At 54.7% G+C, this 26,920-nt stretch carries 24 protein-coding genes and 1 tRNA gene; 17 read left to right on the forward strand and 8 right to left on the reverse strand.

The features are described from left to right. Window positions 1–72 precede the first annotated feature (72 nt). The 3 genes from EL645_RS16980 (at window position 73) to EL645_RS16990 (ending at window position 3,664) form a co-directional block, all read left to right on the forward strand. Window positions 73–1,515 (forward strand): S53 family peptidase, encoded by a 1,443-nt coding sequence (locus tag EL645_RS16980; protein WP_126551623.1) that lies wholly within the window; start codon window positions 73–75, stop codon window positions 1,513–1,515. 425 nt (window positions 1,516–1,940) lie between these two features. Next, complete coding sequence (locus EL645_RS16985; protein WP_126551624.1) at window positions 1,941–2,930, forward strand: ABC transporter ATP-binding protein; 990 nt, start codon at window positions 1,941–1,943, stop codon at window positions 2,928–2,930. A 2-nt stretch (window positions 2,931–2,932) separates the two neighbouring features. Next, window positions 2,933–3,664, forward strand: coding sequence for an ABC transporter ATP-binding protein (locus EL645_RS16990; protein WP_126551625.1), 732 nt, complete (start codon window positions 2,933–2,935; stop codon window positions 3,662–3,664). A 43-nt stretch (window positions 3,665–3,707) separates the two neighbouring features. On the opposite strand, the gene EL645_RS16995 is transcribed toward EL645_RS16990, so the two are convergent. Both EL645_RS16995 and EL645_RS17000 read right to left on the reverse strand, forming a co-directional pair. Continuing rightward, on the reverse strand, window positions 3,708–4,142 hold the full coding sequence (locus EL645_RS16995; RefSeq protein WP_170207706.1) for an MBL fold metallo-hydrolase: 435 nt from the start codon (window positions 4,140–4,142) through the stop codon (window positions 3,708–3,710). Beyond that, window positions 4,139–4,438, reverse strand: coding sequence for an MBL fold metallo-hydrolase (locus tag EL645_RS17000; RefSeq protein ID WP_126551627.1), 300 nt, complete (start codon window positions 4,436–4,438; stop codon window positions 4,139–4,141). The genes EL645_RS16995 and EL645_RS17000 overlap by 4 nt, the downstream gene beginning before the upstream one ends. Before the next feature lie 349 nt (window positions 4,439–4,787). On the opposite strand from EL645_RS17000, the gene EL645_RS17005 reads away from it, so the two are divergent. The 3 genes from EL645_RS17005 (at window position 4,788) to EL645_RS17015 (ending at window position 6,996) form a co-directional block, all read left to right on the forward strand. Continuing rightward, a complete protein-coding gene (locus EL645_RS17005; RefSeq protein ID WP_126551628.1) occupies window positions 4,788–5,168 on the forward strand; it encodes a GNAT family N-acetyltransferase in 381 nt (126 codons plus the stop codon). A gap of 194 nt (window positions 5,169–5,362) precedes the next feature. Continuing rightward, window positions 5,363–6,151, forward strand: coding sequence for a hypothetical protein (locus EL645_RS17010; RefSeq protein WP_126551629.1), 789 nt, complete (start codon window positions 5,363–5,365; stop codon window positions 6,149–6,151). A gap of 53 nt (window positions 6,152–6,204) precedes the next feature. Then, window positions 6,205–6,996, forward strand: a complete 792-nt coding sequence (locus EL645_RS17015; protein WP_161977425.1) for an NAD-dependent epimerase/dehydratase family protein — start codon at window positions 6,205–6,207, stop codon at window positions 6,994–6,996. Between the two features lie 302 nt (window positions 6,997–7,298). Here the strand turns inward: EL645_RS17015 and EL645_RS17020 are convergent, their stop codons facing one another. Both EL645_RS17020 and EL645_RS41055 read right to left on the reverse strand, forming a co-directional pair. Then, window positions 7,299–8,288 (reverse strand): Gfo/Idh/MocA family oxidoreductase, encoded by a 990-nt coding sequence (locus EL645_RS17020; RefSeq protein WP_218031878.1) that lies wholly within the window; start codon window positions 8,286–8,288, stop codon window positions 7,299–7,301. Beyond that, window positions 8,285–8,395 (reverse strand): Gfo/Idh/MocA family oxidoreductase, encoded by a 111-nt coding sequence (locus EL645_RS41055; protein WP_218031879.1) that lies wholly within the window; start codon window positions 8,393–8,395, stop codon window positions 8,285–8,287. The genes EL645_RS17020 and EL645_RS41055 overlap by 4 nt, the downstream gene beginning before the upstream one ends. 363 nt (window positions 8,396–8,758) lie before the next feature. On the opposite strand from EL645_RS41055, the gene EL645_RS17025 reads away from it, so the two are divergent. Further along, entirely contained in the window at window positions 8,759–10,669 is a 1,911-nt protein-coding gene (locus EL645_RS17025) for a sensor histidine kinase (protein ID WP_161977426.1), read from the forward strand. A gap of 45 nt (window positions 10,670–10,714) precedes the next feature. Here the strand turns inward: EL645_RS17025 and EL645_RS17030 are convergent, their stop codons facing one another. Both EL645_RS17030 and EL645_RS17035 read right to left on the reverse strand, forming a co-directional pair. Then, window positions 10,715–11,728 carry an SRPBCC family protein gene (locus EL645_RS17030; protein ID WP_126551632.1) on the reverse strand — a complete coding sequence of 338 codons (1,014 nt, stop codon included), beginning with the start codon at window positions 11,726–11,728 and terminating at the stop codon, window positions 10,715–10,717. Window positions 11,729–11,951: 223 nt separating this feature from the next. Beyond that, window positions 11,952–12,860 carry an SRPBCC family protein gene (locus tag EL645_RS17035; protein WP_161977427.1) on the reverse strand — a complete coding sequence of 303 codons (909 nt, stop codon included), beginning with the start codon at window positions 12,858–12,860 and terminating at the stop codon, window positions 11,952–11,954. A 354-nt stretch (window positions 12,861–13,214) separates the two neighbouring features. On the opposite strand from EL645_RS17035, the gene EL645_RS17040 reads away from it, so the two are divergent. From EL645_RS17040 to EL645_RS45490, 8 genes are all read left to right on the forward strand, one after another. Further along, the gene (locus tag EL645_RS17040) at window positions 13,215–14,045 is read left to right on the forward strand and encodes an IS4/Tn5 family transposase DNA-binding protein (protein ID WP_161977428.1); all 831 of its coding nucleotides are present in this window, start codon (window positions 13,215–13,217) and stop codon (window positions 14,043–14,045) included. Continuing rightward, window positions 13,985–14,647, forward strand: coding sequence for an IS4 family transposase (locus tag EL645_RS17045; protein WP_246035552.1), 663 nt, complete (start codon window positions 13,985–13,987; stop codon window positions 14,645–14,647). Before EL645_RS17040 ends, EL645_RS17045 begins: the two co-directional genes overlap by 61 nt. A 511-nt stretch (window positions 14,648–15,158) precedes the next feature. Continuing rightward, the gene (locus EL645_RS17050) at window positions 15,159–16,253 is read left to right on the forward strand and encodes an outer membrane protein assembly factor BamB family protein (RefSeq protein ID WP_126551636.1); all 1,095 of its coding nucleotides are present in this window, start codon (window positions 15,159–15,161) and stop codon (window positions 16,251–16,253) included. A 59-nt stretch (window positions 16,254–16,312) separates the two neighbouring features. Then, on the forward strand, window positions 16,313–17,707 hold the full coding sequence (locus EL645_RS17055; RefSeq protein WP_126551637.1) for an outer membrane protein assembly factor BamB family protein: 1,395 nt from the start codon (window positions 16,313–16,315) through the stop codon (window positions 17,705–17,707). A 288-nt stretch (window positions 17,708–17,995) separates the two neighbouring features. After that, window positions 17,996–19,321 carry a cytochrome c oxidase subunit 3 family protein gene (locus EL645_RS17060; RefSeq protein WP_126551638.1) on the forward strand — a complete coding sequence of 442 codons (1,326 nt, stop codon included), beginning with the start codon at window positions 17,996–17,998 and terminating at the stop codon, window positions 19,319–19,321. A gap of 109 nt (window positions 19,322–19,430) precedes the next feature. Next, the gene (locus EL645_RS17065) at window positions 19,431–19,841 is read left to right on the forward strand and encodes an ester cyclase (protein ID WP_126551639.1); all 411 of its coding nucleotides are present in this window, start codon (window positions 19,431–19,433) and stop codon (window positions 19,839–19,841) included. Between the two features lie 336 nt (window positions 19,842–20,177). Beyond that, window positions 20,178–20,564, forward strand: coding sequence for a hypothetical protein (locus EL645_RS17070; protein ID WP_136625230.1), 387 nt, complete (start codon window positions 20,178–20,180; stop codon window positions 20,562–20,564). A gap of 68 nt (window positions 20,565–20,632) precedes the next feature. Further along, window positions 20,633–21,100, forward strand: coding sequence for an SMI1/KNR4 family protein (locus EL645_RS45490; protein WP_126554230.1), 468 nt, complete (start codon window positions 20,633–20,635; stop codon window positions 21,098–21,100). Between the two features lie 39 nt (window positions 21,101–21,139). Here EL645_RS45490 and EL645_RS17080 read toward each other — a convergent pair. Then, window positions 21,140–21,212 (reverse strand) — tRNA-Arg (locus EL645_RS17080). Window positions 21,213–21,336: 124 nt separating this feature from the next. Next, window positions 21,337–21,813 (reverse strand): NUDIX domain-containing protein, encoded by a 477-nt coding sequence (locus EL645_RS17085; protein WP_126551641.1) that lies wholly within the window; start codon window positions 21,811–21,813, stop codon window positions 21,337–21,339. Window positions 21,814–22,152: 339 nt separating this feature from the next. On the opposite strand from EL645_RS17085, the gene sufB reads away from it, so the two are divergent. Continuing rightward, window positions 22,153–23,553 carry a Fe-S cluster assembly protein SufB gene (gene sufB / locus EL645_RS17090; protein WP_126551642.1) on the forward strand — a complete coding sequence of 467 codons (1,401 nt, stop codon included), beginning with the start codon at window positions 22,153–22,155 and terminating at the stop codon, window positions 23,551–23,553. A 203-nt stretch (window positions 23,554–23,756) separates the two neighbouring features. After that, a complete protein-coding gene (locus EL645_RS17095; protein ID WP_126551643.1) occupies window positions 23,757–26,831 on the forward strand; it encodes a family 78 glycoside hydrolase catalytic domain in 3,075 nt (1,024 codons plus the stop codon). Window positions 26,832–26,920 lie beyond the last annotated feature (89 nt).

Raw genomic sequence — 26,920 nt, forward strand, 5'->3', positions numbered from 1 at the left:
AATTATCATAGAAATTTTTTAGTATGAAAGATAGCTCTATTATCAAGCTATTTTAATCGAAAGGGATTTCATTTGAAGCGTACTGCGCGTTCATTTTCCACCCGGCAGCTCTATTACTTATCAACGATTGCCATTTTTCTGAGCACTGTCGTCATCCTTACATCCGAGCTTGCCTTTGTGCCAGCACACAGAGTTGCGGCCCGATCAACTGGGGTGCTTATGAGTCAGCATGGTCATGTGTTGATCCAGGCTGGATCGGTTCCACCAGGTGATGCCTACTGCAAGGCCAACTTCAGTATTGACTGTTACGGGCCACACCAGATGCAGAATATCTATAATATTACTCCACTTCTTACTGCTGGTTATACAGGTAAAGGCCAGACCATTGTGATCATCGACTCCTATGGTAGCCCAACGATTACCCAGGATTTGAAAACCTTTGACGCTGGCTTCGGGATTCCTGATCCCCCTGGTTTCAAGATCCTTGCCCCATTAGGGGTGCACACATTTAATGATAGTGTCGCAGACGATGATTCATGGGCACTCGAAACCACACTTGATGTCGAGTGGGCCCACGCAATCGCGCCAGCTGCCAACATTGTGCTGCTCACCAGCCCTGTTGATGAGTCACAGGGTATTCAGGGCTTACCTGAGTTCCTTCAATTGGAGCAATATGCACTGAATAATCATCTTGGCAATATTATTTCTCAGAGCTGGGGAACTGCTGAGAATACACTTTTCTACAATGCAGGGATACCAACCAAAGGATACATGCGTAGCAATGCAATGATGTACAACAGCAATATGCTTATGTTTGATAAATTCAATACACTCTATCAACAAGCAGCCGCCCAGCACGTTACCGTTTTCGCTACCTCTGGCGACTATGGGACTGCGAACGATGTCGTGACACAAGACAACGTTTTCCCTTCTCCCACTGTTCTGTTCCCTGCCTCCTCTCCCTATGTCACAACAGTGGGAGGAACCCAGTTACAGACCAACACAGATGGTAGCTATCGAGGTGAGGTTGCATGGGATGTTGCACCTTACGTTGCCACAGGTGGTGGCATCAGCCAGCATTACGAGGAGCCCTCCTATCAGACCTCTACGCTGCCAACGGCTATGCAGCAGCAACTACATGGACATCGTGGCGTGCCGGATATTGCCTATAATGCCTCTGCAGGCTCATCGGTCCTGATGTATATGAGCTTCCGCGGAGCAAGCACAAAGGGCTACTACAATGTCGGTGGCACCAGTGAGGGTGCACCGCAGTGGGCTGGTATCACAGCTATCGCGGACCAATATGCAGGTCGCTCGCTCGGTTTCTTGAATCCTGCGTTATATTCACTTGCGAATAGTCCTGCCTATGCGCAAGACTTTCATGATATTACGCAAGGAAATAACGGACTGTATGGTGTACCCGGATATAATGCCGGAACCGGTTGGGATCTCCTGACTGGCTGGGGATCGCCAAATGTGACGAATCTTGTACACGATCTCGCAAAAGTACAATAGCATCTTTTGCTGACATAGAGTAAATATGATGCCAGTGCAACAAGTTGCACTGGCATCATATTTATTTTCATAGGGGGCATGAGTCATCCCGAAGTTTTCGAACTGACGTTCGGCCTTCGTCAATTCGCCTGAGAAGCGGGGTTGCAAGGGGTGACCAGCCTCTTGCCGGGGTTCGAGGGGTGTCTCCTCGTTTCAGTGCCCTCCCGCACTTTTTTGAGTATATAAGTAGTTGATGATGATATTGTTGGTGTAGCTATCCTGTGATAGACGAATAGATAGTATGCGTATATAGACAGGATCGAGTAAAATAAGAAAAATGCTTGCCTCAAAACATTGTTGCATTCCTATGCATTATTCTAATGGAATATTATTTTGATGGATTGTGAACAGAAACCGGATCTCATAATGAGAAAAAAGGAGATAGCATGCCGGACCCTATTGTACTTTGCGATAACCTTGTAAAAATATATAAGGTCGCGGATCTGGAGGTGGTTGCTTTACAGGGCCTTGATTTAGAAGTAGCGCCTGGTGAAGTGATGGCGATCGTGGGCGCTTCTGGTTCAGGAAAAAGTACGCTCCTGAATATTTTGAGCGGTTTGGATGTGCCAAGTGCTGGTAGCTGTATCGTGGATGGCAATGATCTGACACGTCTATCGCAGGCGCAGCGCATCAATTATCGGCGCCGGATCGTCGGGCAGATCTGGCAGCAGAGTGGACGCAATCTCTTGCCGGAGCTGAGTGCACAGGCCAACGTTGAGTTGCCGCAGATGTTGAGTGGGGTTGGCTCTTCTCAGCGTGTGAAGCGGGCGAAGGAGCTGTTGGAACTGGTGGGCCTGGCTGGTAAAGAGCAGAAGCGGCCAACTCAGCTCTCTGGTGGTGAGCAGCAACGTACGGCTATTGCTGTGGCCTTATCAAACGATCCTAAGGTGTTGCTGGCGGACGAACCCACAGGCGAGCTGGACTCGGTGACCTCTGGTGAGATATTCAGCCTCTTCCGTCAACTTAATCGCGAACTGGGCCTGACAATTATTACCGTCACCCATGATGCCACGATTGCGGCGGCTGTGGATCGTACCATTGCTATTCGCGATGGCCGGACCAGTACCGAGACGGTGCGCCGTGAAACCACGCTGGAGACGATCGAGGCCCATATGCCGACGTCGAGTGCCGTAATTGGTCTTTCCAGCCGCACGCACCGCGAATCGATCCTGATTGACCGCGCCGGTCGTTTACAGTTGCCGAAAGAGGCCATTGAGACGCTACCTTTTAATGGTCGCGCCGAGGTGAGAATTATCGGTGACCATGTCGAGCTCTGGCCGATCCTGGATCAGACGAATGGTAACGGCAACGGCAATGGCAATGACGCTGTCTCGATAGCCTCATTGAACGCCCAGAATGGAAAGAGGGAACAGTAATTATGGAACCAGCTGTTGCAACAGAGGCCATTGTTGAGGCGCGTGGCATCACGCGGGATTATCCTTCTGGCGGTGGTGTCGTGCATGCTTTGCGTGGCATCGACTTAAATATTAAGCCGGGCGAGTTTGTGGCTTTGCGCGGCCGCTCTGGCTCTGGTAAAACGACCCTGCTCAACATCTTGATTGGTCTGGATAGTCCTACCAGTGGAAGTATCTCGATTCTGGGTAAAGATCTTCTGCAGATGAGTGAGACCGAACGGGCGCGCCTGCGCCGCGAGAGCATTGGTATGATGTTCCAGAATGCGCACCTCTTTCCCTCTCTGACCGCGCTTGAGAATGTGGAGATCCCCTTACGCCTCTCGCGCCTGCCATCGGCCCAGCGCAACAAACAGGCGATCGAAGCTCTGGAGAAGGTCGGGCTGGGGAAGCGTGCCAAACATCGCGGCATGGAGCTTTCCGGTGGTGAGCAGCAGCGTGTCGCCCTGGCTCGCGCCCTGGTTCATCTGCCGCGTTTCATTGTGGCCGACGAGCCGACCGGCAACCTGGACTCGCTGACCGGACGCGATATCACCTTTCTGTTGCGCGATATCGCGCATCAAAGCAATATTGGCCTCCTGATCGCCACCCATGATCCCCTGGTCTTCAACACCGCCGATCGATTGGTACTTATTCAGGATGGTCTGCTGACCGAGGGCACCCTGAAGAATAGGGATGACACTGGCTGGCACAAGTGATATACGGTATGGGGCACGACGTTGTGCCCTATTGTATTTTTATTTAGAGCGTAAAAGAGAGGAAGTCATAGCCCACCTGGATTGTGCCTTGATAGCCGCGCTGTCGGGCCTGTTGTTGAAGTTGAGGCCCATCCAGGGTACGGTAGAGGTGCGAGCAGATAATGCGGCGCGCCTGGGTGGTGACGGCTAGCTCGACGATCTCGGCATCGCTGATATGCCCGGCATCGATAATGGCGAGGTCACTATGTGTGAGCAGCTCGATCTCCTCGGCATGAAAGTGTGAGTCGCCCGTGATGGCGTAGGTCTGGCCTCCCCATTGGAAGCGCAGGCCATGATTCCCGGCCGGTGGTAGGCTAAGAAAATCGAAGTGATAGTCTCCGATCGAGAACTGATCCTCCGTGATTTCATGGACCCGCACCTGGTAATGCGGCTGTTGGAAGCTGCGCGGCCCGAAGAGTTGCATCAGGCCATCGATCAACTGCTGGACCCCTGGAGGTCCATAGATATGCAGATCGGTGGAGCGCGGATCGCGTTGTGACCAGGCACCAGCCTGCAGGAGGGGATGAGGTCTGAAACATGGTCGGGATGAAAATGGGACAGGATGACATGCGAGAGCTGGTGGTGGGGCAGGCCAACCTCTAGCAGGCGCTGCACGATACCATGTCCGCAATCAAAGAGGATATGGGTCTGCTCTAATTCTAACAGCACACTGGAGGCACGGCGCTCATATTCGATCTGACAGGTGCCCGTACCCAGCAATGTAAGACTACTCATCGAAAATATTGCCCCTCTCTATCGTTAGTGTCAGGCATCTTACCTCACCTGCTCAGTGTATCACCCATCCAGCGTGGTTGACCATGGTTTCACTATACAAGCTCGCACAGAGCATCTATACTATAAACAACCAAAGAAGAAACCAGAAAAGCTATGTACGTGCGGGGCTTGTCTCCGCTTTTAACCTTCCTGCCTGAAAAATTAGCAAGGATAATGGCGAGGATGCGATTCGTTTAATTTGTGTTTTAAAAGTAGGAGTGGAATAAGCGGGGAAAAGCCCCGCATGTACAGATCTTTGTTATTGTTGCTTTCCAGTACATTGGTTTGCCTGCTGCTGAGAGGATTGATAATGCTGTTTCTAACTGAGCCGAGCGCGCAATATAAGGAGAGTTTCCTGGAGGGCTTGAAAGAGTTTCAGCAGGAGGGGACTTTGCTGCAATATAATCTGCCGCGCCTGACCGCTGATTTTGATGGGTATTTACAGCATGTGAATAGGGTTTATAATCGGACCTCTTTGCCGCCTGATTTTGTGCCGGACACACGCTACTGGCTGATCGAGGGGGATGGGCAGGATGGGGTGTATGTGGGCAATCTGACGGTGCGGCATGAGTTGAATGCGTTTCTCTTGAAGGTTGGTGGGCATATCGGCTATCAGATTCGGCCCTCCTGGCGTCGTCGGGATATGGCAGGCAGATATTGCAGCTGGGTTTACAGAAGGCACTGGCTTTAGGAATCACCAGGGCTCTGGTTACCTGCGATGAAACGAACATCGGGTCCAAAAAAGTGATTGAATATAATGGTGGGCAGTTTGAAAATGCGGTGTATATCGAAGGCTCTTCAGTAAAGAAGTTGCGCTATTGGATAGACATCGCTTGATGAGAAGTGCCGTGGGGCATTCAATCATAGAAAGGCGCAGGTAGGCACGTGTTTGATGTATCTCCCCTGGTTCCAGAGGCGCGCCCAATCGTTGAGGCGGCCGCCCGGATATATTTGAATCATCTGCAGAAAGTGTGTATTGGTATCCTGGTGCACGGCTCGGCTTTGAAGGGTGGCTTCATCCCCGGCTGTAGTGACATCGATTTTCAGTTGTACCTGAAAGGCACGGCCCTGGAGGAAAATGGACAATTGCCGGTGGCGTTGACGATGGCTATCCAGCATGAATTGGCGACCATTGATCCAGCCCCATTTCAATATATCCAGGCATATGCGAAATCCCCCGATATCAAAACCGAACGCACGAAGAATCAGGTCGGACCTATTCCCGGCGCTTATCATATGATTTATGGGCATTTGTCGGTGCCTGAGGCGACGGCCGAGCAGATTATGCAGGGCTCCAGGCGCGCCATCGAGCGCGTTCCGACGGCGATCGCCGATACCTCCGAGGATTTGCTGGGAACTGGTGGCGGACACCTGGAAAGGCGGGTGCGCTACATCTGTACCGATGTCTGGCCCACTCTCTATAGCGTGCTGACTTTGCAGTCGCAGCAGCCCCTGGAGATCTGGCGCCTGCCCAAAGGTTCAGCCTTCCACCTGTTGCCTGCGCATACTCCGATGGGCCGCAATATACGGCGCTTCTACCAATGTGCGGTGACTTACTACGGTCATGGACGCGTACTCGAAGAGGCACTGGCCGTCATTGAGACGGGTGTGGCCTTCTTGCAAGCCGTTGAGGAATGGTACGCAGGCTACCTCTCAACCGATCATAAGGGCTAAGTGTATAGTAAGTAGTGGCTGGAGGTCACTCATAACTGGCATGGAGGACATACGTGAAAAAGACTATCCTGATTACCGGGGCCGGTGGTCTGATTGGAACAACGTTGCGCAAGGCTTTAGAACCAACCTATACTATTCGCTCGTTCTCTAAACATCCGATCCCCGAGGTCGATGCTGTAGTGGCTGATATTAATGATATAGAGGCTCTGGTGGAGGCCTGCCAGGGGGTGGATAGTATTATTCATATGGCGGCGGATGGCTCGCCCCGTGCTTCCTGGGATAGTGTGTTGCATAACAATATCTCTGGTACCTATACCGTGTATGAGGCGGCGGCCAGGGCTGGTGTCGGGCAGGTGATCTTTGCCAGCTCAAATCATGCTGTAGGCAACTATGATCTGGAGAACGCCCCCGATATTTACCGTACCGGCCAGCCATTGATTGACCATCTTGTGCCGGTGCGCCCCGATAGCCTGTATGGGGTTAGCAAGAGCTTTGGCGAGTCGCTGGGCCGCTACTATGCTGAGAGCAAGCAGCTGCGCGTCATCTGCCTGCGCATTGGGAGTATCACCCATCGTGATCTGCCACCCAGGCACGTACCAGCGGAGCACAGCTACCATGAGTCCCCGGAACGGCTGGCGGCGCTCTGGATCAGCCACCGCGACCTGGTCCAGCTGGTAGAGAAGAGCCTGGAGGCCGAACACATCACCTTCGATATTTTCTATGGTGTCTCGAACAATACCCCTCACTACTATGACCTGGAACATGCGCGCACCACCCTTGGCTATCAACCCCAGGATGGCGCGGATGTGCACGATGTTTTTGTCCCCGAGAGTTGCGAGCGATAACGCAACAATAAAACGATGTGTATAGGTTCGGCCCGGTAGGTGCGAGGCTTGCCCTCGTTTCATTCCGTCTAGCCAGTAGCGCAGCAAGAATAAAGATCAGTACGTGCGGGGCTTGTCCCCGCTTTTAATCTTCCTGCTCGAAAAAGCAACAAGAATAACGATTTGCAAGCATATGTTTGCGTGCATAGCGCTATTCTTGTTGCTTTTCAGGCAGGAACGAATGAAGCGGGGGCAAGCCCCGCACGTACTTTTTGGATGGGGAGGGGCAAAAGAGTTCGTGAGGGGCGTATATGCAATTTATTTTATGCGATGGGTATGGTGCAGTGTTCGCGGGCGCTGGTCTGGGCGGTTTCGATGACGCGGATGACTTCGAGCACGGAACTGGGGTCGACCGGCATGGGGGCGCCTTTGGTCAGGGCGTCGCGCACCTGGGCGTAGTATTGTTCGTAGGCTCCAGGAACGGTTTCGATGGGGCCGTCGAAATGGACGCTGTTTTCGCCGAGATCGGTTGAGAGATGGCCCCACAGGTCGCGTGGCTCACGGCCCCAATCAGGATCTCCAGGCTGCTTACCGGCGCGCAAGGCGTCTTCCTGGGGGTCGAGTCCCCATTTTTCGTAGGTGCCGTTGAGGCCGCTGACGCGCATGCGCTGACCTGAGATGCGGGCAACCTGGCTCATCCAGAGATGGGCGGTGATGCCACTGGGAAATTGCAGGGCGACGAAGCTGTCGTCATCGACCTGCGCGCCCGGACGCCGCAGGAACATTTCGGCGTAGACACTGCTGGGTTTGCCGAAGAGGTGAAGGGCCTGGTCGATCAGGTGGCTACCCAGATCGTAGAGCTGGCCACCGGCCGCCTGGGGATCGGCGGATTCGCGCCAGGCTCCCTGGCGGGGCGTGGGACGATAGCGCTCGAAGCGGGATTCAAAGCGCGTGAGGGGGCCGAGCAGATTGGCGGACAGCAGCTTCTGCACCGTCAGGAAGTCATTGTCCCAGCGGCGGTTCTGGAAAACTGTCAGGGGCTGGCCCGTTTCACGGCTGGCGTCGAGCAACTGCTGGGCATCAGCAACCGTGGCGGCCATCGGCTTATCGACGACTACCGGCAGGCCGGCACGCATAGCGGCAATCCCTAAGGGCACATGCATATTATTCGAGGTGGCCACTACGGCCAGATCATAGCTGGCGGCGTTCTGCCACAGCTCTGAGACATGTTCAATGATATTGGCGTCAGGATAGCGCGTGTGGGCGCTCTGCTGACGCTCTTTGTTGCTGGTGACAATCGCAGCCACCTTCATGCCCGGCGTCGCGTCGACCAGGGGGCGTGAAAAACGGAACCGGCGAGTCCGTAACCGATAATGGCGACCCGCACAGGGGATGTGTTGCTGGATTCCTGGGATGCCATGCTAATCTCCTTACATGCTGATAAATCATTGTTCTAAGAGCCAGCGTTAGTGCTGCTAGCTGGTTCTCACCCTCTCATGGTAGCACGAAATGGGGATGACTCGATAGCTGTGGACATTCTTTCATGTGTGGAGTGTGATTGGTGGGCGGCCGCCCACCAATCACACTCCACACCCCCACTCTGGCGCCGCAGGCGCCAAAGAGGAACATTAAAAAGCCCTGGGTTTCAGATAGTTTTTGTGAAGCTGGTTTGAGCTGGTGTATAATAGCAATATAAAAATACATAATCTCTATGATGCCTCAGGTTTTGCTTACCATAGATATAGATACTATTTTGCAATGATTGATGGGATTGAAAGGTTCAGTGCGTACGGAACAAGAACTTCGAGATGAACTACAGATGCTACGCGCGCGCGTGGCTGAGTTAGAGCAGGAGCGCGATACCGCTTTAGCATATGGGCAGCGGCAACGCATACAGTTTGAAGGTGAATTGGAAAGTTTACGGCAAACCGCTGTCCTGGATACTTCTCTGCCGGCGGATGAGCAGGTTATGGCCCTGTCGGCTGTCTTTGAAACGATTGCTGATGGCCTGGTCGTTTATGATCGTTCGGGAAAGATAATTCGTGCTAACCAGGCTTTTCACCAGATGATGGGGATCGATCCTGCGGTGAATTATACGGAATTGCCGATGCTGGAACGTGGTGTGCTGCTCCAACTGCGCGATGTGCAGGGTGAGCCATTAGCGGAAGATGACTGGCCGGTAAGACGCATATTGCGTGGGGAAGTGATCGCTGGTGGTGAGTCTGCGGACCTGACTTTTGTTACCCTCGATGGGCGCACCGTCCAGACCGATGTTAGTGGTGCCCCGATACGTGATAGTTGCGGGGAGATCATCGGGGGGGTGATTGTTTTCCATGATATTACTGCACGCAGGCGCCTGGAGAAACGCACCAATGATGTTTTGCAGACCTTGCTTGAGATGGCGCAGGTTCTGGTCCAGGGAACGGATCGAGTCACCACCAGTGAACTGCAAGAGCCATCTCTCCTCAATAGTGTATTGCGGCGGCTGATGAAGCTGGGCCGGCGTGTGTTGCGCTGTTCGCGTGTGGGGGTCATGCTGATCGATCTAGAGAGCGAGCTGCTGCAGTCAACGGCCGTGATCGGGGCCTCGCCGGAGGAGATGCAGCATTGGCAGGCGACGTTGGTGGATACACGACTGAGTGAGCATGTGAGTTCGGAGCAGCTGCAAGTGATGCAGGAGCAGGGCCAGCCGATTGTGTTCGACATTGGGCAGTGCACCTCTGCGGGTCGGCCGCGCTTTTACCTGCTGGTGCCGATCATTATGCATGCGCGTATCATCGGATTGATGGTCCTGGATGGCGGGCAGTATTGCCATGAGCTGTCGAGCGATGAACTGGTGCTGGTGCAGGCGATATCAAGGTTGATGGCGCTGGTGTTGGAGCGAGAGCAGCTATTGGAGGAGCGGGCCGCGTCACAGGCCAATGAGCTGGCGCTGATGGAGGCGAACCGGCGCATGGATGAGTTTTTGAGCATTGCCAGCCATGAGCTGCGTACCCCTATGACCACGATCAACGGTAATATCCAGCTGGCCAAACGGCGTGTGTCCACCTTAGCGTTGCCTGACGAGGTGGCGTTGGAGTACCAGGACAGGTTGAACCTGATCGTGGAGCTCTTGAATCGAGCTGAGAGGCAGGTGCGCATCCAGAATCGTCTGGTTGGAGATCTGCTGGACGTATCGCGCATCCAGACCAATCGCTTAGAGCTCAACATGGATGATTATGACCTGGTGGCGATTACGCGCGAGGCGGTTGAAGATCAGCGGATGGCGGCCCCGGGACGCGTGATCCTGTTGCGTAATGATAGTGGGCAGGAAGCGCTTACGATATTTGCCGATGCTGATCGCATCGGGCAGGTGGTCACCAACTTTTTGACTAATGCGCTGAAATATTCGGCCGGGGATCGACCGGTTGAGGCGCGCATCGAATTGATAAACCACGCGGCTAAAGTTTCGGTGCTGGATGAGGGACCTGGCTTGCCGCCTGAAGAGAAGGCGCGGCTCTGGGAGCGTTTCTATCGTGTGGCAGGGATTGTGGTGCAGAGCGGTTCGGGTGTTGGCCTGGGATTAGGTTTGTATATCTGCCGGACGATTATTGAACGACATGGGGGACAGGTCGGGGTAGATAGTGAGGTAGGGAAGGGATCGAGCTTCTGGTTTATGCTTCCCCTGGCCTCAACTGCCTCCGAGGAGGCATAAATACAAATACGGCACCAGTGCGGTGCCGTATTTTTTTTGTCAGCTTTACTTTTCTGGATGGCGATCCTCTTCTTCTGGCGGCTCGGGCGTGGTGGTGCCATGCATGCTGGCGCGCCAGGGAGATTCAACCTCCACATCTGAGACGGAGGGCTGATCGGAGGCCGCCTGCTGTTTGGGCGAGCGAGCCAGCATCGGATCCTCATGAGACTGTGGATAGCGTTCAGAGCGCGCATCCTGGTCACCGATGGCGGCCCGATCCATAGAGGCATTACGGCCACCAATGGTGTCGTAGACGGGGTCCAGCGGACGTTCGGCGGGTGCGTTGCGCTTGGCGGCCTGTTCTTGATAGGCTGCGCGGTCGTGCTCGGCCTGTGCTCGCAGCTGGTCGGCCTGTTGTTGCGCGACCTGACGCTCGCGATCCTGCTGCTCCTGGCGGGCCGTCTGCTCATGTTGCTGCAGGTGCTGCTGCTGGGCCTCTTCTTGCTGCACATGCTGCTCACGCGACTGCAACGACTCCGAGCTCATCATCGGATCGGACTGCATAGAAGCGGCCTGCCGCTCCGTGGCTTTATTCTGTGCGACCGCGCTCTGCTTATTGAACAGGTAGTGCGACTGCATCGGATCAAGTGCTCCGGCGGGAGCCTCCTCAACCATGCGGGCGAAGTGTTCCAGATCCTGTTGTAGCGATTCCTGGAAGCGCTGATCGATTCCCATACTATTGACCACCTGGCCTATGACGCCGGCTGGTGGGGTATAGGAGATGTAGACATCGACCCGTGTGCGGTCGGGTCCCAGGGCCTCAAAGCGTACCAGCCCTGTATTCTCCAGACCATTGGTGGAGCGCCAGCCGATCTGCTGGTTAGGGATCCAGCCCTCGTTAACGGCATCCCATTCATGGCTGCCAGCCAGTTGGGCGACCCAGTGGCTGCGCTGATCATCATAGTAGGTCACTTCTTTAACAAAGCTCATGAATTTGGGGAAATCATTGAAATGCGTGAAGAACGAATAGACCTGTTCTACTGGCGCATGGACTATTACTGATGCATGATGTTCTGACATAACTTACTTACTCCTCCTTCGCCCACATAACATATGTACTGTTTGTCAGATGGTCGGGGTGTAGCTCGATAAAGAACGAAGTGACCAGGCATGCTTGATTGTATTGGATATGGGCGAGCATGCCTGGTCATAAAACTTTTTCAGCATACGATGGCCGGCCGTCCTGGGCAATCACGTCTACCCTGTACACGAAATAGGCGCCAAAACGGTTGCCATCTGTAACTTATTCGGCCGTAGGGGGTTTGGCTGAGATGCCGGGTTTACTGCGCCGGCGCGCCGTCATGGGATCTTGTCCGATATTGGGATCGCGTACCCGTGAGCCATCGCGATCGCCCAGTCCGCGCGCCCAGGCCGCATAGGTATGGCGTGGATCGAGTGGAACCGTGGCTGCCTTGCGCAGCGCCGCTTCCCGCTCCCGCTCTTCCTGGCGGCGTTTCTGCGCCTCCTGGGCCAGGATGATCTCGCGCTCCCGTTGCAGTTCGCGTTCCTGCTGCACCTTGCGCTGTTGCTCGGCCTCCTGCTCGGCTTTCAGACGTTGACGACGCTCAGCTTCCTGCGCTATCTTCGCCTGTCGCTCGGCCAGGGCCTGTGGGCTCATCATCGGATCTCTTGCCATTGCAGCTTTCTGTCGAGGAGTAATCTCACCCTTCTGGGTCGCGCTCTCCTGGTGGAAAAGATAATGGGAAGACATGGGATCGAGTGCGCCAGCCGGAGCCTCTTCAACCATCCGTGCGAAATTGGACATATCTTTTTTGAGTACACTATCAAAGTAAGCATTGACGCCAAATTGTTCGCCCAGGTTGCCCAGTGGGCCTGTGGGAGGGGTATAGCGAATATAGACATCGACCGAGGTACGCTCAGGGCCCAGGGCACGGAATTTGACCCGGCCAGAATTTTTGAGTCCGCGCGTGGAACGCCAGCCAATCTGTTGATCCGGAATCCAATCTTCGTTGACAGCATCCCAATCATATTGCCCTATGACCTTGACGACCCAGTGGCTGCGCTGTTCATCGTGGTAGGTAACCTCTTTAACAAAGCTCATGAATTTAGGAAAATCATTGAAGTGTGTAAAGAGTTCATAGACCTGGTGAATGGGAGCTTTCACGATAACCGATGCAGAATGTTCTACCATAGCTGTTCTCCTTTTTAGAAGGGAGATGTACATTCTAAGATGTGACGTTCTACTTTGTTACAATGCTTACTATGTCACAGTAGCCGTTGTTTTTGAATGTTGACAGATCTGGTATTCCACTAACAGTACTAAGGATTTCTTAGTATAGCATATTGGTTCAAGGTAATCAATCGTGTGGGATTCTTTGCCGCCTGCGGCGGCGGCCCGGGGAAAAAAGGAAGATTGTGGGGACACCCCACCCCCGGCCTGACTTTTTATCACATTTTTAGTCGTTGAATCGTGGAAGCAGAAAAACCACGGTTCTTGGTGCACATGCCATTGGAACGACCAAGAACGAAAAGAAAGGAGAAGGTGATGTTGTCTCCAGCAATCTTGTTGTCGTCTCAGCAGTGGGCTCAAGCCACCTTTGGCTCGGTCCAACTGGGCGATCCACGTCGTGTGCAGCGTGCCGTCGATCTTGCGTTCCACCTTGCGCAGCATCCACAAGCGTCTCTGCCCGGTGTGTTGAGCCCGGCGGGCTTGGAAGCGGCCTATCGATTTGTGCATTCGTCGCATACCTCGTATGAACATCTGGTTGCTCCCCACCTGCAACACACACGGCAAGCATGCCACCAGCAGGCACAGGTCTTGTTGATTCAGGATACCACAGAGATGGATTACCAGGCTCATCCTACGACGCGTGGACTGGGGCCCATTGGCAACGGAACGCATCACGGCTTTCTGTTGCAAAGCGTCCTGGCTGTTGTACCTCAGCACGATCAGTTGTTGGGATTGGCTCATCAAGAACCCTTTTTGCGCCAGCCAGCCCCTGAGAAAGAGAGCAAGCAACAACGCTGGAAACGCGAACGGGAATCGGAGGTATGGGAGCGCAGTGTGCGCATCCTGGGCTCGCCTCCTGCTGGCAGTCAATGGATTCATATGGGCGACCGCTACAGTGACATCTTTGCGTTCATGCGCCAATGTCGAGAGCAGGGGTGTGATTTTCTCGTCCGGGCCTATGAAGATCGCTGTATTGATCTGTTGGTGGAACAAGGAGAGACACCGGTGCCCCACGATCGCATCATCATCGTAGCCCCACGCTGCATTTGCTGGAGGTGGTCAAGCAGATGCCCATTCGGTCGAGCATGTGGCTGGAACTCAAGAGTAGCCAGAAACACCCGGCCCGCAAGGCCCTTTTGGCCGTGAGTTGGCAGCCCGTGCGTCTGTTGCCTCCCCGCACACGGGAAGCCAACCAGTGGCGTCCGCTGGTGATCTGGGTCATCCGTGTGTGGGAACCTGATCCCCCAGAAGGGGTTGAAGCCTTGGACTGGATCTTGTTGACCTCGGTCCCCACCCACACGGCAACTCAAGCCCAAGAGCGGGTCGAGTGGTATCGCAGGCGTTGGATTGTTGAGGACTATCACCAAGGTCTCAAGACGGGATGCCATATGGAAGAACGAGAGATTCGGGATTACGAGGGGTTGCGAACGTTGCTGGGCATCATTGCCCCCATTGCCGTGCGCTTGTTGCAATTGCGTGTGCTTTCGCGTCAATGTCCTGACGAGCTGGCACGGGCAGTGATACCCACTGATATTGTCCTGGTGGTGGCTCATTTGAGTGGGCATCCAGCAAAAACCATGACGGTGCAGCAATGCTGGCATGGCATTGCACGTCATGGTGGCTACTTGGGTCGCAAAGGCGATGGCCCACCTGGATGGAAAACCTTGTGGTTGGGGTGGATGTATATCCAGAACGTGTTGCAGGGAATGCAACTCGCTTCCCTCCTTTCGAATCAACTAGATTTGTGATAAAAAGTCAGCCCCCGGCAGGAGGACTAGCCGTCCTCCTGCACCTCCTGTTTAATGGGGCAATTGAGTATGAGGAGTGGAATGCTTTACAAAGGGGGGTGGGTTGATTACACTTTATTTGTGTGTGTCTGGTTGTTTTTTTTGTTGGCGCTTCGGATGTTTTTGCGAGGTGTATTTTGGGCTATGATGAGCAGAAGGATCTGTTTGATGATGAGTTTGAGGTGGTTGATTTAGATGAGAGGCCGGCCGGCGGTGGCCGGGGGCGATGGTGGGATCGGGTGCTGCAGGGGCAGCGTTTGTCGCGTAAGTTGAGTTTGGGGTTGTTGGTGTTGAGTGTGATGGGGTTGCTGGTGGTGAGTGGATTGTTGTGGCCGAACCTGGTGCAGTTGTCGCAGTCGTTGGTGGCGCGACCCGCCGGGCCTCAGGTGCAGATCAAAGCTGTGGATATGAACGCATTGCCGGTGCCCGGACAGTCTCCGGTGGTGTCGGCCTTCTCGCTGGGGATATGGTGGTGGCTAAGGTCCTGGTGCCTGGTAGTGGGACGGCAGCCCATCTGGTGGCGGTGCGCCGTGAGAGCGGCCAGGTGGTGTGGGAGTCGCAGGCAACGATTCTGGATGCGGGGGCGTTGGATGGGAAGCTATGGGTGATGGAGACCGATCATTCGTTGAATGGGATTAGCGAGCGGGATGGGTCGCTGGTCTGGCACACACAACTAGGGGCGGATACACAGGTGGTGTCGGAGGAGGGCGCGCTGCTGTATGTGCAGAATAGTCGGCAGGATCTGATGGCTTATCGGGTGGCGGATGGGTTGTTGCAATGGCAGGCAGCGGATGCGGGCCAGCTGCTAAAAGTTGATCAGGGCCTGGTCTATACCTATCAGGGGCTGGTCGCGGTTCCCTCTAAGAAGCAGGCATCCGCGAGTAAGTATTTGATGGCTTTGCGTGTGAGCGATGGGCATAGTGTATGGGTGGCAACGAGCTTGAAATCAATGCCACTGGCGGTGAAGATCGCGAATGGGGTGGTGTATAGCTATGGGGCCAGCGCGGTGCTGACGGCGATCCGGGTGAGCGATAATCGGCTGCTCTGGCGGCGCCCTATGGGTCCGCAGGAGAGCCTGATTGAGGTAGCTGGTGGGCTGGTCTATATCGAAAATGCCCAGATTAGTGAGCTTGTGGTGCTCAATGCTCAGACCGGGGCGCCGGCCTGGCGTTATCTATCGGGCAACGCCTCGGTGGTGGCTGTTCAACCGCAGATGGTGTACCTGCGGGATACGCAGGGCATTACGGCCCTGAACACGAGGAATGGTTCTCTGGTCTGGCTGTATGAGACCAGCATCGCGATCTCGGATGTGCAGCTGCAGGGTGGGAGTATCTATGTGGTTTCGGAGCAGGATGGGGTGGTCAATGCTGTCAATGGCAGGAATGGGAATCTGCTGTGGCATTATGATATCGGCGATCCCGGCCATTCCTACTCTAATGCGCGGGGGTATGTGGTGCAGATTGATCAAGGGGTGGTCTACCTGGTACTGCATAATGATACATCTTTGAATGCGTTGAGCGTCTTAGATAGAGAGATACTGTGGCATACAAGCCTGATACTGCATTAAAGATGTAGCTTGTTCTATGCGATTGATTGCTATTGATTGAGAGGAGCGAGAGGTGAGGCGTGCGCGAGCCTGAGCCGGACGATCTGGCCGCCAGTGAGTTTGAGATTGTAGATCTGGATAGCCTGGATGAGGGGCGATCCGGGGCGCGGCCGCGCTTACTGCAGGGGCAGCATTTCTCGGGCCGCGGCCGTTTCTTGCTCTCCGCTCTGACGCTGCTGGGCGTGGGTGTGGTGCTGGTTCTGCTGTGGCCTGATGTCGCCTTGCTCTTCCCCCGGCCTGTGACCCGTGTGCCTTCGCCGCTGGCTACCAGCACCAACGCTGGCGGCCAGCAGGCCCCGCCCTTGCTCACCATGCTCACCTGGGGTGGGATTACTGTGATGAAGGCCGCCCCGGGCTATAATGCTGACCATGGGCGCGTCTCTGCCTTTGATACGGCCACGGGTCATCTGCTGTGGCGCACCACCCAGGATGTGCGTGATTTCGGCGTGGCTGATGGCAAGGTCTATCTCCATAAGCTCGATGACACGTTACATGTGTTGGATGTACGCAATGGCACTCAGCTCTGGCAGCGAAAACTGGGGAGTGGCGCGGCGGTAGCCGCGCAAGCTGACGGTCTGTTGCTGGTGGTTTCTAACGACGGGACGCTGGTGGCCTATCGGCTGAATGATGGTGGTATAGCCTGGAGCCGCCCAAATTCCGGCTGGCTGCTGCAGGCCGATGCTGGCCTGGTGTATACCTTTATCAGTGGCACTACCGGGGGCACGCTGTTCGCGTTCCATGTCAGCGATGGCAGGCTCTTCCAGAGCTATGCGATTTCCAGTGGTCCTCCGCGTGATATTATCGTGCAGCAGGGGATCATTTATACCGTGCGCAATGACCTGGTGATGACCGCTGTGCGCGTAGCCGATCGGAGCCTGCTCTGGGAGCGTCCGCTGGAACAGAATGCCTCGCTGGCACGCATCGCCGCTGGTCGCATCTACTTCAATGTCTACGATCAAGGACTCAACAACTGGATCGATGTCTGGAATGCAACTGACGGCCGCTCGCTGTGGCGCTACCAATATGGCTATGCCGCCTTCTCCGATGTGCAGAATGGTATCGTCTATGTCAGCGCGCACACCAGCATTAGCGCCCTGCGCGCCAGCGATGGTCACCTGCTCTGGCACAGTCCCTCTACCTTCTCTGATCCCGACATCCAGGTCAGCGATGGTAGTCTCTATATCAATTCCCTCACCAACGGCATTGTGATCGCCCTCAACGCTCGCAACGGCCAGACGCGCTGGTCCTACAACATCGCCGCCAACGATGGCCCTCAGCTTGATGTGCTGGGCTTTGTGGCCCATGTCGAGAATGGCATCGTCTATGTCGTTTCGATGCACGATTTCTCTCTCAAGGCTATCCGGGCCAGCGACAGATTTTTTCTGTGGGGCATGCACCTTTCCATCAATCCATGAGGGGAGACAAAAGTGACCTTCGGGCTATTCTCAAACGAATTTTCTAGAGCGTAAAAGACGCGGTGGGGGCCGTTTCACCGGCGTTCTCAAGTCGCTCCAATCTCTAATCCCCCGAAAGTTTAAGCACGAAAAACATGTTATAGTTGTCGTGTGTTGCATTGTTGAGGGATTGCATAGACTGAAGTAATCGCTGCGGATCATTCACCAGGCAGTAGAAAAGCATTGCATTTAGCTGATAGGATAAAAGAGCTTGAACGCACGTATAGCATTGTATAGAGAGGACCGCTCATGACCTGGCAAGGAGCTTTTCGCGTTATTATCCGGGTAATTTTTATTTTTGCGTATATCGCCTTCCTGGCTGCATCGATCCGGCACGTGGCCACCTTTTTTCATAATTTTGAGGCCGACCCCTCCGATTGGGTTAACCCTTATACACTGGCGGTGAGTATTGACCTGACGGCACTGGTGTTGACCGTTGGGGTGATGTTCTTCCGTGGAAATATGCCCTGGTATGCCCAGAGCTTTACCTGGGTCTTTATTGTGGCCCTGACCGCCTTTAGCTGGTTTGTCAACTGGGAATATGCCATGACCTACCAGGGCAATGAGCTGCGCGTAAACGATACATTGAGGATGCTGAATCCTATTCTAGCCTCGTCGTTCGCCTTCCTCAATCTGGCCTATTCGGTGGTGGCGGAATTCTTTAGTTCGAGAAATGAGAGCGCGGCCGAACTGGCGGCGAAAGTGGATGAGCTGGAACAGCTCGAAGAGCAGCAGCGCCGCCTGGCTGAATATAAAGCGCGCACGCGGCAGCCAAGTGTGATCCAGCGCGTGAAAAATACGGCCTTAGAGGCCCGCGCCGCGGTTAACGAGGTCTTGACGACTGAGCAGGCCGCCAATCAAGCCGCGCTGGCGACCGGCGCCGAAGTGTCATCCACGCGGGCTGTGGCCTCCATTAATGGCGCACAGCTACCAGCACAGACGGTGGTTCTGCATGAGCAGGCAGCTGTGGAGGAGATAGAGGAGTCTGTGGTGGTTGAGCAGCCAGAGCCAGCCGAGGTAGAACAGGCGGCTGAGCTCGTGATGGAGACGCCCGCGCCTACCTCGTTCCAGCAATCAGATGAGTCGCTGGTTGTCACCCAGCCCCTGGACGATGAAGAGCTGGCCGAAGAGGAGCTGCAAAGTAGCGAGGATGAGCTGAAGCATATTACCGAGCCGCTCTCGATGGAGGCGACACAGTACATCATTGATAGTAGCCAGAAGAGCGGCGAGCTTGAAGCTAGTGCCATCACCGCTGGCTTGAGGAACGGCGCTGAGGGCAATGCCTTCCTGCCCGCCTGGGCTGGTGGGGAAGATGTCAACACCTTCCTGACCATGGAAGATATGGCGCCCTACATCCCATCCGGTGATACCGCCTCTATGTCGAAGATATCGTCGGCCACCGGCAAACTGACGCGCCGCAAGCCGATGAGCGTCTCTGAAGCCGCCGAGGTGCTGGCACTCTCCGAACGCCGGGTGCGCGAGCTGCGCAGCCAGGGCGTGCTGCTCACCGACGAGAGCAACAAGATCAAGGTTGCCAGCGTCAACGCCTATCTGGGCAAACGCAAAGCGAAGTAGAGGTGTTAAAGGGATGGCCGAATATAAAGCGCTATCCCTTTTCGGGGTGGCTGGCACTCAGCGGAAGAGGATTGTCATATTTTAAGCGTATGATGAGAGGAGTAGCTCTATGTCTGCAGAGGAGAACAAAGCTCTTGTCCTGCAAGCGTTTGAGGCCTTAAATCGGGGCGATATGGAAAGCATGTTTTCGTTTTTTGATCCCGCATGTAGCTACCCTGATCTGGCTCCGTCTGGTTTCCCGCCAACGCTCGAAGGCCATAAACAACTCTTATCGGCTTTGAGCACGACTTTTACTGAGAGACATCATACCGTGGAGAAGATTGTCGCGGAAGGGGATACGGTCATGGTCTGGCTCACGGAGTATGTTACCCACTCAGGGCCATGGAGGAATGTGCCAGCGACCAACAAACGTGTGTCCTTTAAAGGTGTTGAGTGTTTCCGCCTGGCGCAGAACAAGGTGATCGAGTTCCGCTTCATCTATGACACCATCGGTTTGCTCCAACAAATTGGCATGGAATAACATAATTGTATTGGTGTGTGTATGTGTATGGCAGATCCATACGCCGGAAATCCCCTCTCACTTGCTGATAAAGAGGTCTCAACAGATAAATAAATTGTTGAGGCCTCCTTATTTCAATGTAGCCCGCTCATGTTAGATTCCTATCCTCCCCAGGATCTCTTATATGTCACCTATGTCATCTAGACAGACCGATCCAAAACAAAACCATATTGAAGATTGAAAATTTAACCTCGTCTATATTAATAAAAAAAACATATAAATATTAATACTCGAGGCTAACGGCAGCCAGACTGTATGTACATAGCAAGAAACATAGAAGGTAAAAAAGAGGTACAAATGGCTCATGATAAATGTATTACTGAGGCTGAGGAAGGTAGCCTTGGGGATTACTCATATCGAAACTTAGAATCAAGGTTAATAGGGCTTGCATATTTAGGCTACGCAGTGTCTTTTATCCTGGCACTCCTGGAATTTTTCTTACCAATGATTGATGGACAAAACGAATTTGGGCATTCTCTCATCGGAGTTTTACTCATATATTGGATGGGCTCGTTTATGCATATTATGGCAAAAGCTGGGGATACCTTTAATTTGAGTTTGCGCGAGTATGCCACGCGGCCAAAGGCTACACTACGCAAATGGCTTGAATTTGTCGCATTCAACCTTAACTTTGGTCTTTGCTATACATTCTTATTACTTATGATTGGTACCCTGTATCCTTAACCCTCTTTTAAATCCGAATTCACACTTAATAGAAGGTTTTGATGTAAAAAGACAGTTTAGCTCATAAAATTCGTGCGACGCCAAACTGTCAGGTTTACGATCCTGTAGGACTTCCAATTTTAGATCTGAATCATGTTTTACCGGAATATTTGAAACAGTTCTATACCATATGTGGGGGTATAAGCCTGTTTAATGGACCAGATGGAGAATATTCTCCATTAATTATTGTGCCACCTACGTGTTGTGTTCTTGCTAACCCGGTAATCATAGGTGAGACTGTTGAGGACGACATAACTGCTAGCTGGTATATCATTGGTGATGATACAGGTAGTGATTACTTGACCATTGATTTTAGTAAGGAAAGATTTGGTAGATGCTATGATAGTTTTCATGAAACGCATGGATTAAGTGGGGATTGTCCAGTTATAGCGACCTCTTTTACGGATCTTCTTTCACGTCTCTATAACAATGAAGGGCAATATTGGTATTGGTTGCGGCCAGATTTTGTGCCTCTCGGTGATGCATACGACATGTGATTTATTATAAGATCACGGATGGTTTTAAGAAGGAAGGGGCGCGCCCAGCAGGGTTCGAACCTGCGGCCAACCGCTTAGAAGGCGGTTGCTCTATCCACTGAGCTATGGGCGCGTGTTGAGGATGCAATACATCCTCTATAATTCCATGATAGCAAGGATTCTTGCGGATTGTCAAGTACCTTTGGCACCACTTTTGTGGCCTGTTTCCGCTTTGTCGCGGGTCGGTGCGTATCGTATCATGGTGTGCGCGCCTGGTCGGGGGTGGCCAGGGAGAGCCTGATGATCTCGCGTTGTGAGGGGAGCAGGCCAGCTGGGAGCTCGTTGGGGTGGAAGAAGCGCGCCTCCATCACCTCGCGGTTATCGAGCCGTTCTTCGCCACCGAGGAAGGTGCCGCGATAGCTGGCTTCGAGGCGCAGGCGGTAGCCGCTGACAACGCGGATCAGGGACGTCACTTGAATGTTGTAGCCGGTCTCTTCGCGCACCTCGCGGCGCAGCGTATCTTCCAGGCGTTCATTTTTGTTGGCATAGCCGCCGGGCAGTCCCCAGGTGGCCTGCATCCAGAAGCGGTGGCGCAACAACAGGATGCGCCCCTGCTCATCGAAGATCACCCCGGACACCCCGACGATAAACTTGGGATGCATCAACCAGAGAAAGTACCATTGTGGCTTGCCGCGTAGTAGCTTCCACAGCCGCAGCAGCAGGTGATTGATCATAGCAACTCCTGGCTCTCTATTTTCTAAAGATAGCTGGATGCAACCGCTTTATGCTATACTGAGCATTACCATCAATTGCACCTTCCTCCTATTTTGACATACCGGCAGAACGTTGCAAAGGGTATTGTCCAACAAAGCAGGCATTCAGCTATTTTCGGGGCGCAGCTGCAGCTCGCAAGGGGGTCATAAGAGCCCCGCTGACCCTCTTCAGCCTTGACATTGATGGGGAAACCACATATAATACAATTAAATCCGAGTCCAGAAGTAAGGATTAAACTACTAAGAAAGCACGTGGCTTTCTGTGTCTCAGATAGAATCAGCCAGCAAGTGGAGTGAATCATGAGTCAAGCATTTGAATTGGAACAGGGTAACTACAGTGCTGGGTTCCATGTTAAAGAAAACTATACATATAAGTCCGAGAGAGGGCTGACCCGCAAGGTCGTCGAGCAGATTTCCGAAATGAAGGGCGAACCCAGTTGGATGCGCGACTTCCGCCTCAAGAGCTTTGATCTCTATGAGAAGCGTCCCATGCCTACCTGGGGAGCTGATCTGTCGGGCATTGATTTCGACAATATCTTTTATTATATCAAGCCAGTTGCCCAGCAGGGTAAGAACTGGGATGATATTCCTTTAGAGATCAAGGATACCTTTGATCGCCTGGGCATTCCGCAGGCTGAGCAGAAGTACCTGGCCGGTGTCACCGCTCAGTACGAGAGTGAGGCCGTCTACCACAAGATGCGCGAAGACCTCGAGAAGCTAGGCGTGATCTTTACCGATATGGATACCGCGCTACGTGAATATCCAGATATCATTAAAGAGCACTTTGGCTCGATCATCCCGCCATCCGACAACAAGTTCGCTTCATTGAATAGCGCCGTCTGGAGTGGTGGAAGCTTCGTCTACGTGCCACGCAACGTGCGCGTCGAGATCCCGCTGCAGGCCTACTTCCGTATCAACGCCCAGAACATGGGCCAGTTCGAGCGCACACTGATTATCGCCGAGCCAGGCTCCTATGTCCACTACGTTGAGGGTTGTACCGCGCCAAGCTATAGCAGTGACAGCCTGCACAGTGCAGTCGTAGAGATCAAAGCCATGGAAGGTGCGCGTGTACGTTACACTACCATCCAGAACTGGTCGAAGAACGTCTACAACCTGGTCACCAAGCGTGCCGCCGCCTATCGCGACGCCACCATGGAATGGGTTGATGGCAACCTCGGCTCAAAGGTCACCATGAAGTACCCGGCCGTCTTATTGATGGAGCCAGGAGCTCGCGGTGATGTGCTCTCAGTCGCCTTCGCGAACGACGGCATGCACCAGGACGCCGGCGCCAAGATCACCCATCTGGCACCACACACCACGTCCCAGATCCTGTCGAAGTCCGTCTCCAAGGGTACCGGTCGCGCCTCCTATCGAGGACTGGTCCGCATCAATCCAGGTGCGCACCACACCAAGTCCAGCGTTCGTTGTGACGCGCTCTTGCTCGACGAGAATGCCCGTACCGACACCTATCCAACCATTCGTGTTGAAGAGAACCAGACCGAGATCGGCCACGAAGCCACCGTCTCCAAAGTCGGTGAGGACCAGCTCTTCTACCTGATGAGCCGTGGTCTGGACGAGTCTGAGGCCTACTCACTGATCGTTAACGGTTTCATCGAGCCAATCACCAAAGAGCTCCCGATGGAATACGCCGTCGAACTCAACCGCCTGATCCAGCTGGAAATGTCCGGCAGCGTCGGCTAAGCGGCGAGCGGTCACACCGTCAAAAAACCAAACGAAAGAGCCTGCCATCCCGGCAGGCTCTTTTTTGTTGTCCCAGATAGCTCTCTTACCAAAAATATGCCAGAAGTTGCCTTACGAGGGTTACATTTTGTTTTGTTTGGTTTTATACTAGATTGAAACAGAAATATTTATGTATATATTTTTGCGAAGGAGCAGAGGCTGTTATGGATTTTACTTCTGGGGCGAATTGGATCTGGCAGCAGGGCGAGGTGTCGCCACGCAATTTCTGGCTGCGGGTGCGGCGGGCGTTTCGGCTTGAGGCGGCCGAGGTGAGGCGGGCCAGCTTATTGATTACGGCGGATAGCCGCTATGAGCTATTTGTCAATGGTGAGGATGTTGGGAATGGGCCGGTGCGCTCGTTTCCGTGGGCTTATAGCTATGATGAGTATGATGTGACTGGCTGGCTACGGGCGGGCGAGGAGAATGTGCTGGCGGCCCGTGTGGTGCATTGGGGCGATCAGACCTTTCAATATATTCGTGGTCGTGGCGGCCTGCTTTGTGAGCTGGTACTGGAATACGCCGATGGGTATAGTGAGCGCATCAGCAGCGATGCCAGCTGGCTGGTCGCCGCCGATCCTGTCTTCGAGCGCCATGCACCGCGCATCTCTATCCAGCAGGGCTTTGAAGAACAGTATGATGCGCGGCAGGAAGATGGCTGGCACCTTCCCGGCTATCAGGAAGATGGCTGGCAGGCGGCTACCATCGTCGGACCGGTCGGGACTGCACCCTGGCAAGAGTTGATCCCGCGCAGCATCCCCTTTTTGACGCGCGATGTGGTGCTGCCCAGCAAAGTCCTGGCGGCCGAGATAGCACAGCTGCGGCCCGGTTATCGCTGGAGCTTTGACCTGCGCCATCGGGTGCGCGACCTGACGCAGGGCGTGCGCGGCGATGCGCTGGGGACACGTGGCCTGGCCTTCGCGACCGAGATTGTGGCTGAGCGCGCCTGTCGGGTGGGACTGGCCAATGCCAGCAATGCCGATTATGAGGGACGTGGTATGAGCTGTAATGGTCAGCCGCTGGCCGGTGAGCTGGAGCTACACGCTGGCCGCAACCTGTTTGTGATTGCCGGCACCGAATGGCCCGCCCTCTCCTTCCAGACCGACGAGCAGCTTACCTTTGAGGCCTCGCGACTACTGGCCATCGGCTCCACAGAGAATGAGGCCGTCTGGGCCTATTTAGGACCCTTTGATGAACGCAATGATAACTACTCCCAGCTCCTAGCGGCCAGCAGCCCTGAGCAGCTTCCTGCCGTTCCACGGGTGGCCATAGCAGCCACAGAGAATATGGAAGATATTACCCTGGTGACGCGGGCCCAGCACTTTATCTTGCCCACAGAAGGTTTTTGCGCGGCCAGCATCGCTATACCCCAGCCACGCGAGCAGCTAGAGCGGACCGACACGCCGCTGGTCGAGTCCGTCTCGGCCCTGTTGCACCAGGACGCCAATTATACCCTGCTCTATCCCCAGCAAGAAGGCGACGTGCACCTGATCATCGATTTTGGTCGTGAGCTGGTGGGCTTCCCGGTCCTGGAACTGGATGCGCCCGAGGGGACGATTGTGGATGCCAACTTATTCGAGGGCATCGACGCCAGCGGTATCTTCTGGACCGACATGCTGCGCAACAGCTTCCGCTACACCTGTCGCGCTGGCCACCAGACCTTCCGCTCGCACCAGCGCCGTGGCTACCGCTACGCCTCCCTCACCTTCCGCTTCCCCGCCTTCACCAGCACGCCCATAAAGCTCTATAACGTGCGCACGCTCCTCAATACCTATCCGGTCGAGCGGCGCGGTAGCTTTGCCTGTAGCGATGCGCTCCTCAGCAACATCTGGGATGTCGCCGCCTACACGGTCCAGCTCTGTATGGAGGACACCTATGTGGATTGTCCCGCCTATGAGCAGGTTTTCTGGGTCGGGGATGCGCGCAACTCAGCCCTGATCAACGCCGTCACCTTTGGCGCTTATGAGCTGACCACACGCTGCCTGCTGCTGACCGATCAATCCCTATCGCGCAAACTGGATAGCATCAAGCCGCCCCACCTGTCCAGGCGCGCCCACCTGACCACCGATCACGTGGCGAGCGGCTGGTTCAGCGAGATCCCGATGTGGACCTTCCTGTGGATCTGGAATGTGCAGGAACATTATCATATTACCGGCGACCGCGCCATCCTGGCGCAGCTCTATCCAGCGCTGCGCGAATGCCTGCAGCGCTGCCTCGCCTTCCTCTCGCCGCGTGGACTGCTCAACCTGCCCGACGTCTGGAACCTGGTGGACTGGTCCGCCATGGACCTGACGCGCGATGGTGAGGTCACCTCCTCCAATGCCCTGCTGGTCGAGAGCCTGCGCCGCGCCGCCAGCCTGGCCGAGATCCTTGCTGCTACCAATAGCGAGCAGGAGGCCGAGCTGCGCAGCGACGCGGTCAGCTATCGCGACAACGCCGAGCGCATCTACCAGGCCATCAACGCCTACTGCTGGTCCGAGGAGCGCGGCGCCTACGTCGACACCGTCCGTGACGAGCAGGGTTATGCCTATCATCAAGCATTGGCCGCCGAATATGGGACTGCCCTCGACAGCCGCGAAAGTTTCCTGCAGCGCACCCGTATCAGCGAGCACACCAACACCCTGGTCCTGCTCTGCCACTGCGTCCCCTCCGAGCGCATCGAACGCGTCTTACCGCTCGTCGAGGCCGCCCAGCAAGGCAACTTCATCGGCAGCTCGCCCGCCGAAGCCAGCAAATTCCCGGCCGACCAGGTCGTCCCGGTAGGTAGTCCCTGGTTCCTCTTCTTCACCGCCGAAACGCTCTTTGACTACCAAAAGCTGGACACCGTCATCACCCTCATGCGCGACCAATGGGGCCGCATGCTAGAAAAAGGGGCCACCACCTTCTGGGAAACCTTCCCCAACCTGAACAGCCCGCACTGGAGCCGCAGCCTCTGTCACGGCTGGTCCGCGGCCCCCGCCTACTTCCTCTCCACACAGGTCCTGGGCATCCAACCCAGCGAGCCCGGCTACCAACGGGTACGCATCGCCCCGCAAACCTCCGGGCTCCAATGGGCTCGTGGCACCGTCCCCACACCCCACGGAGACATCCAGGTAAGCTGGACCCAGCAGGACAGCGCCTTCCAAATCGAAGTCATCCTACCCGCCAACATTACCGGAGAACTCACCCTCCAAAACACCACCCAACCCCTCAACCCCGGCCTCAACCGCATCACCCACACAAGAAAGGAACATGGTATATAAAAGAAAAATAATGCAAACCCCGTAGGTGCGACCTTCAACGGTCGCTTCCATCCCGCACCTGCACGTCCCAGCAAGGCGAAACGCCAGCC

This window comes from Dictyobacter kobayashii (assembly GCF_003967555.1).
Lineage (GTDB): Bacteria > Chloroflexota > Ktedonobacteria > Ktedonobacterales > Ktedonobacteraceae > Dictyobacter > Dictyobacter kobayashii.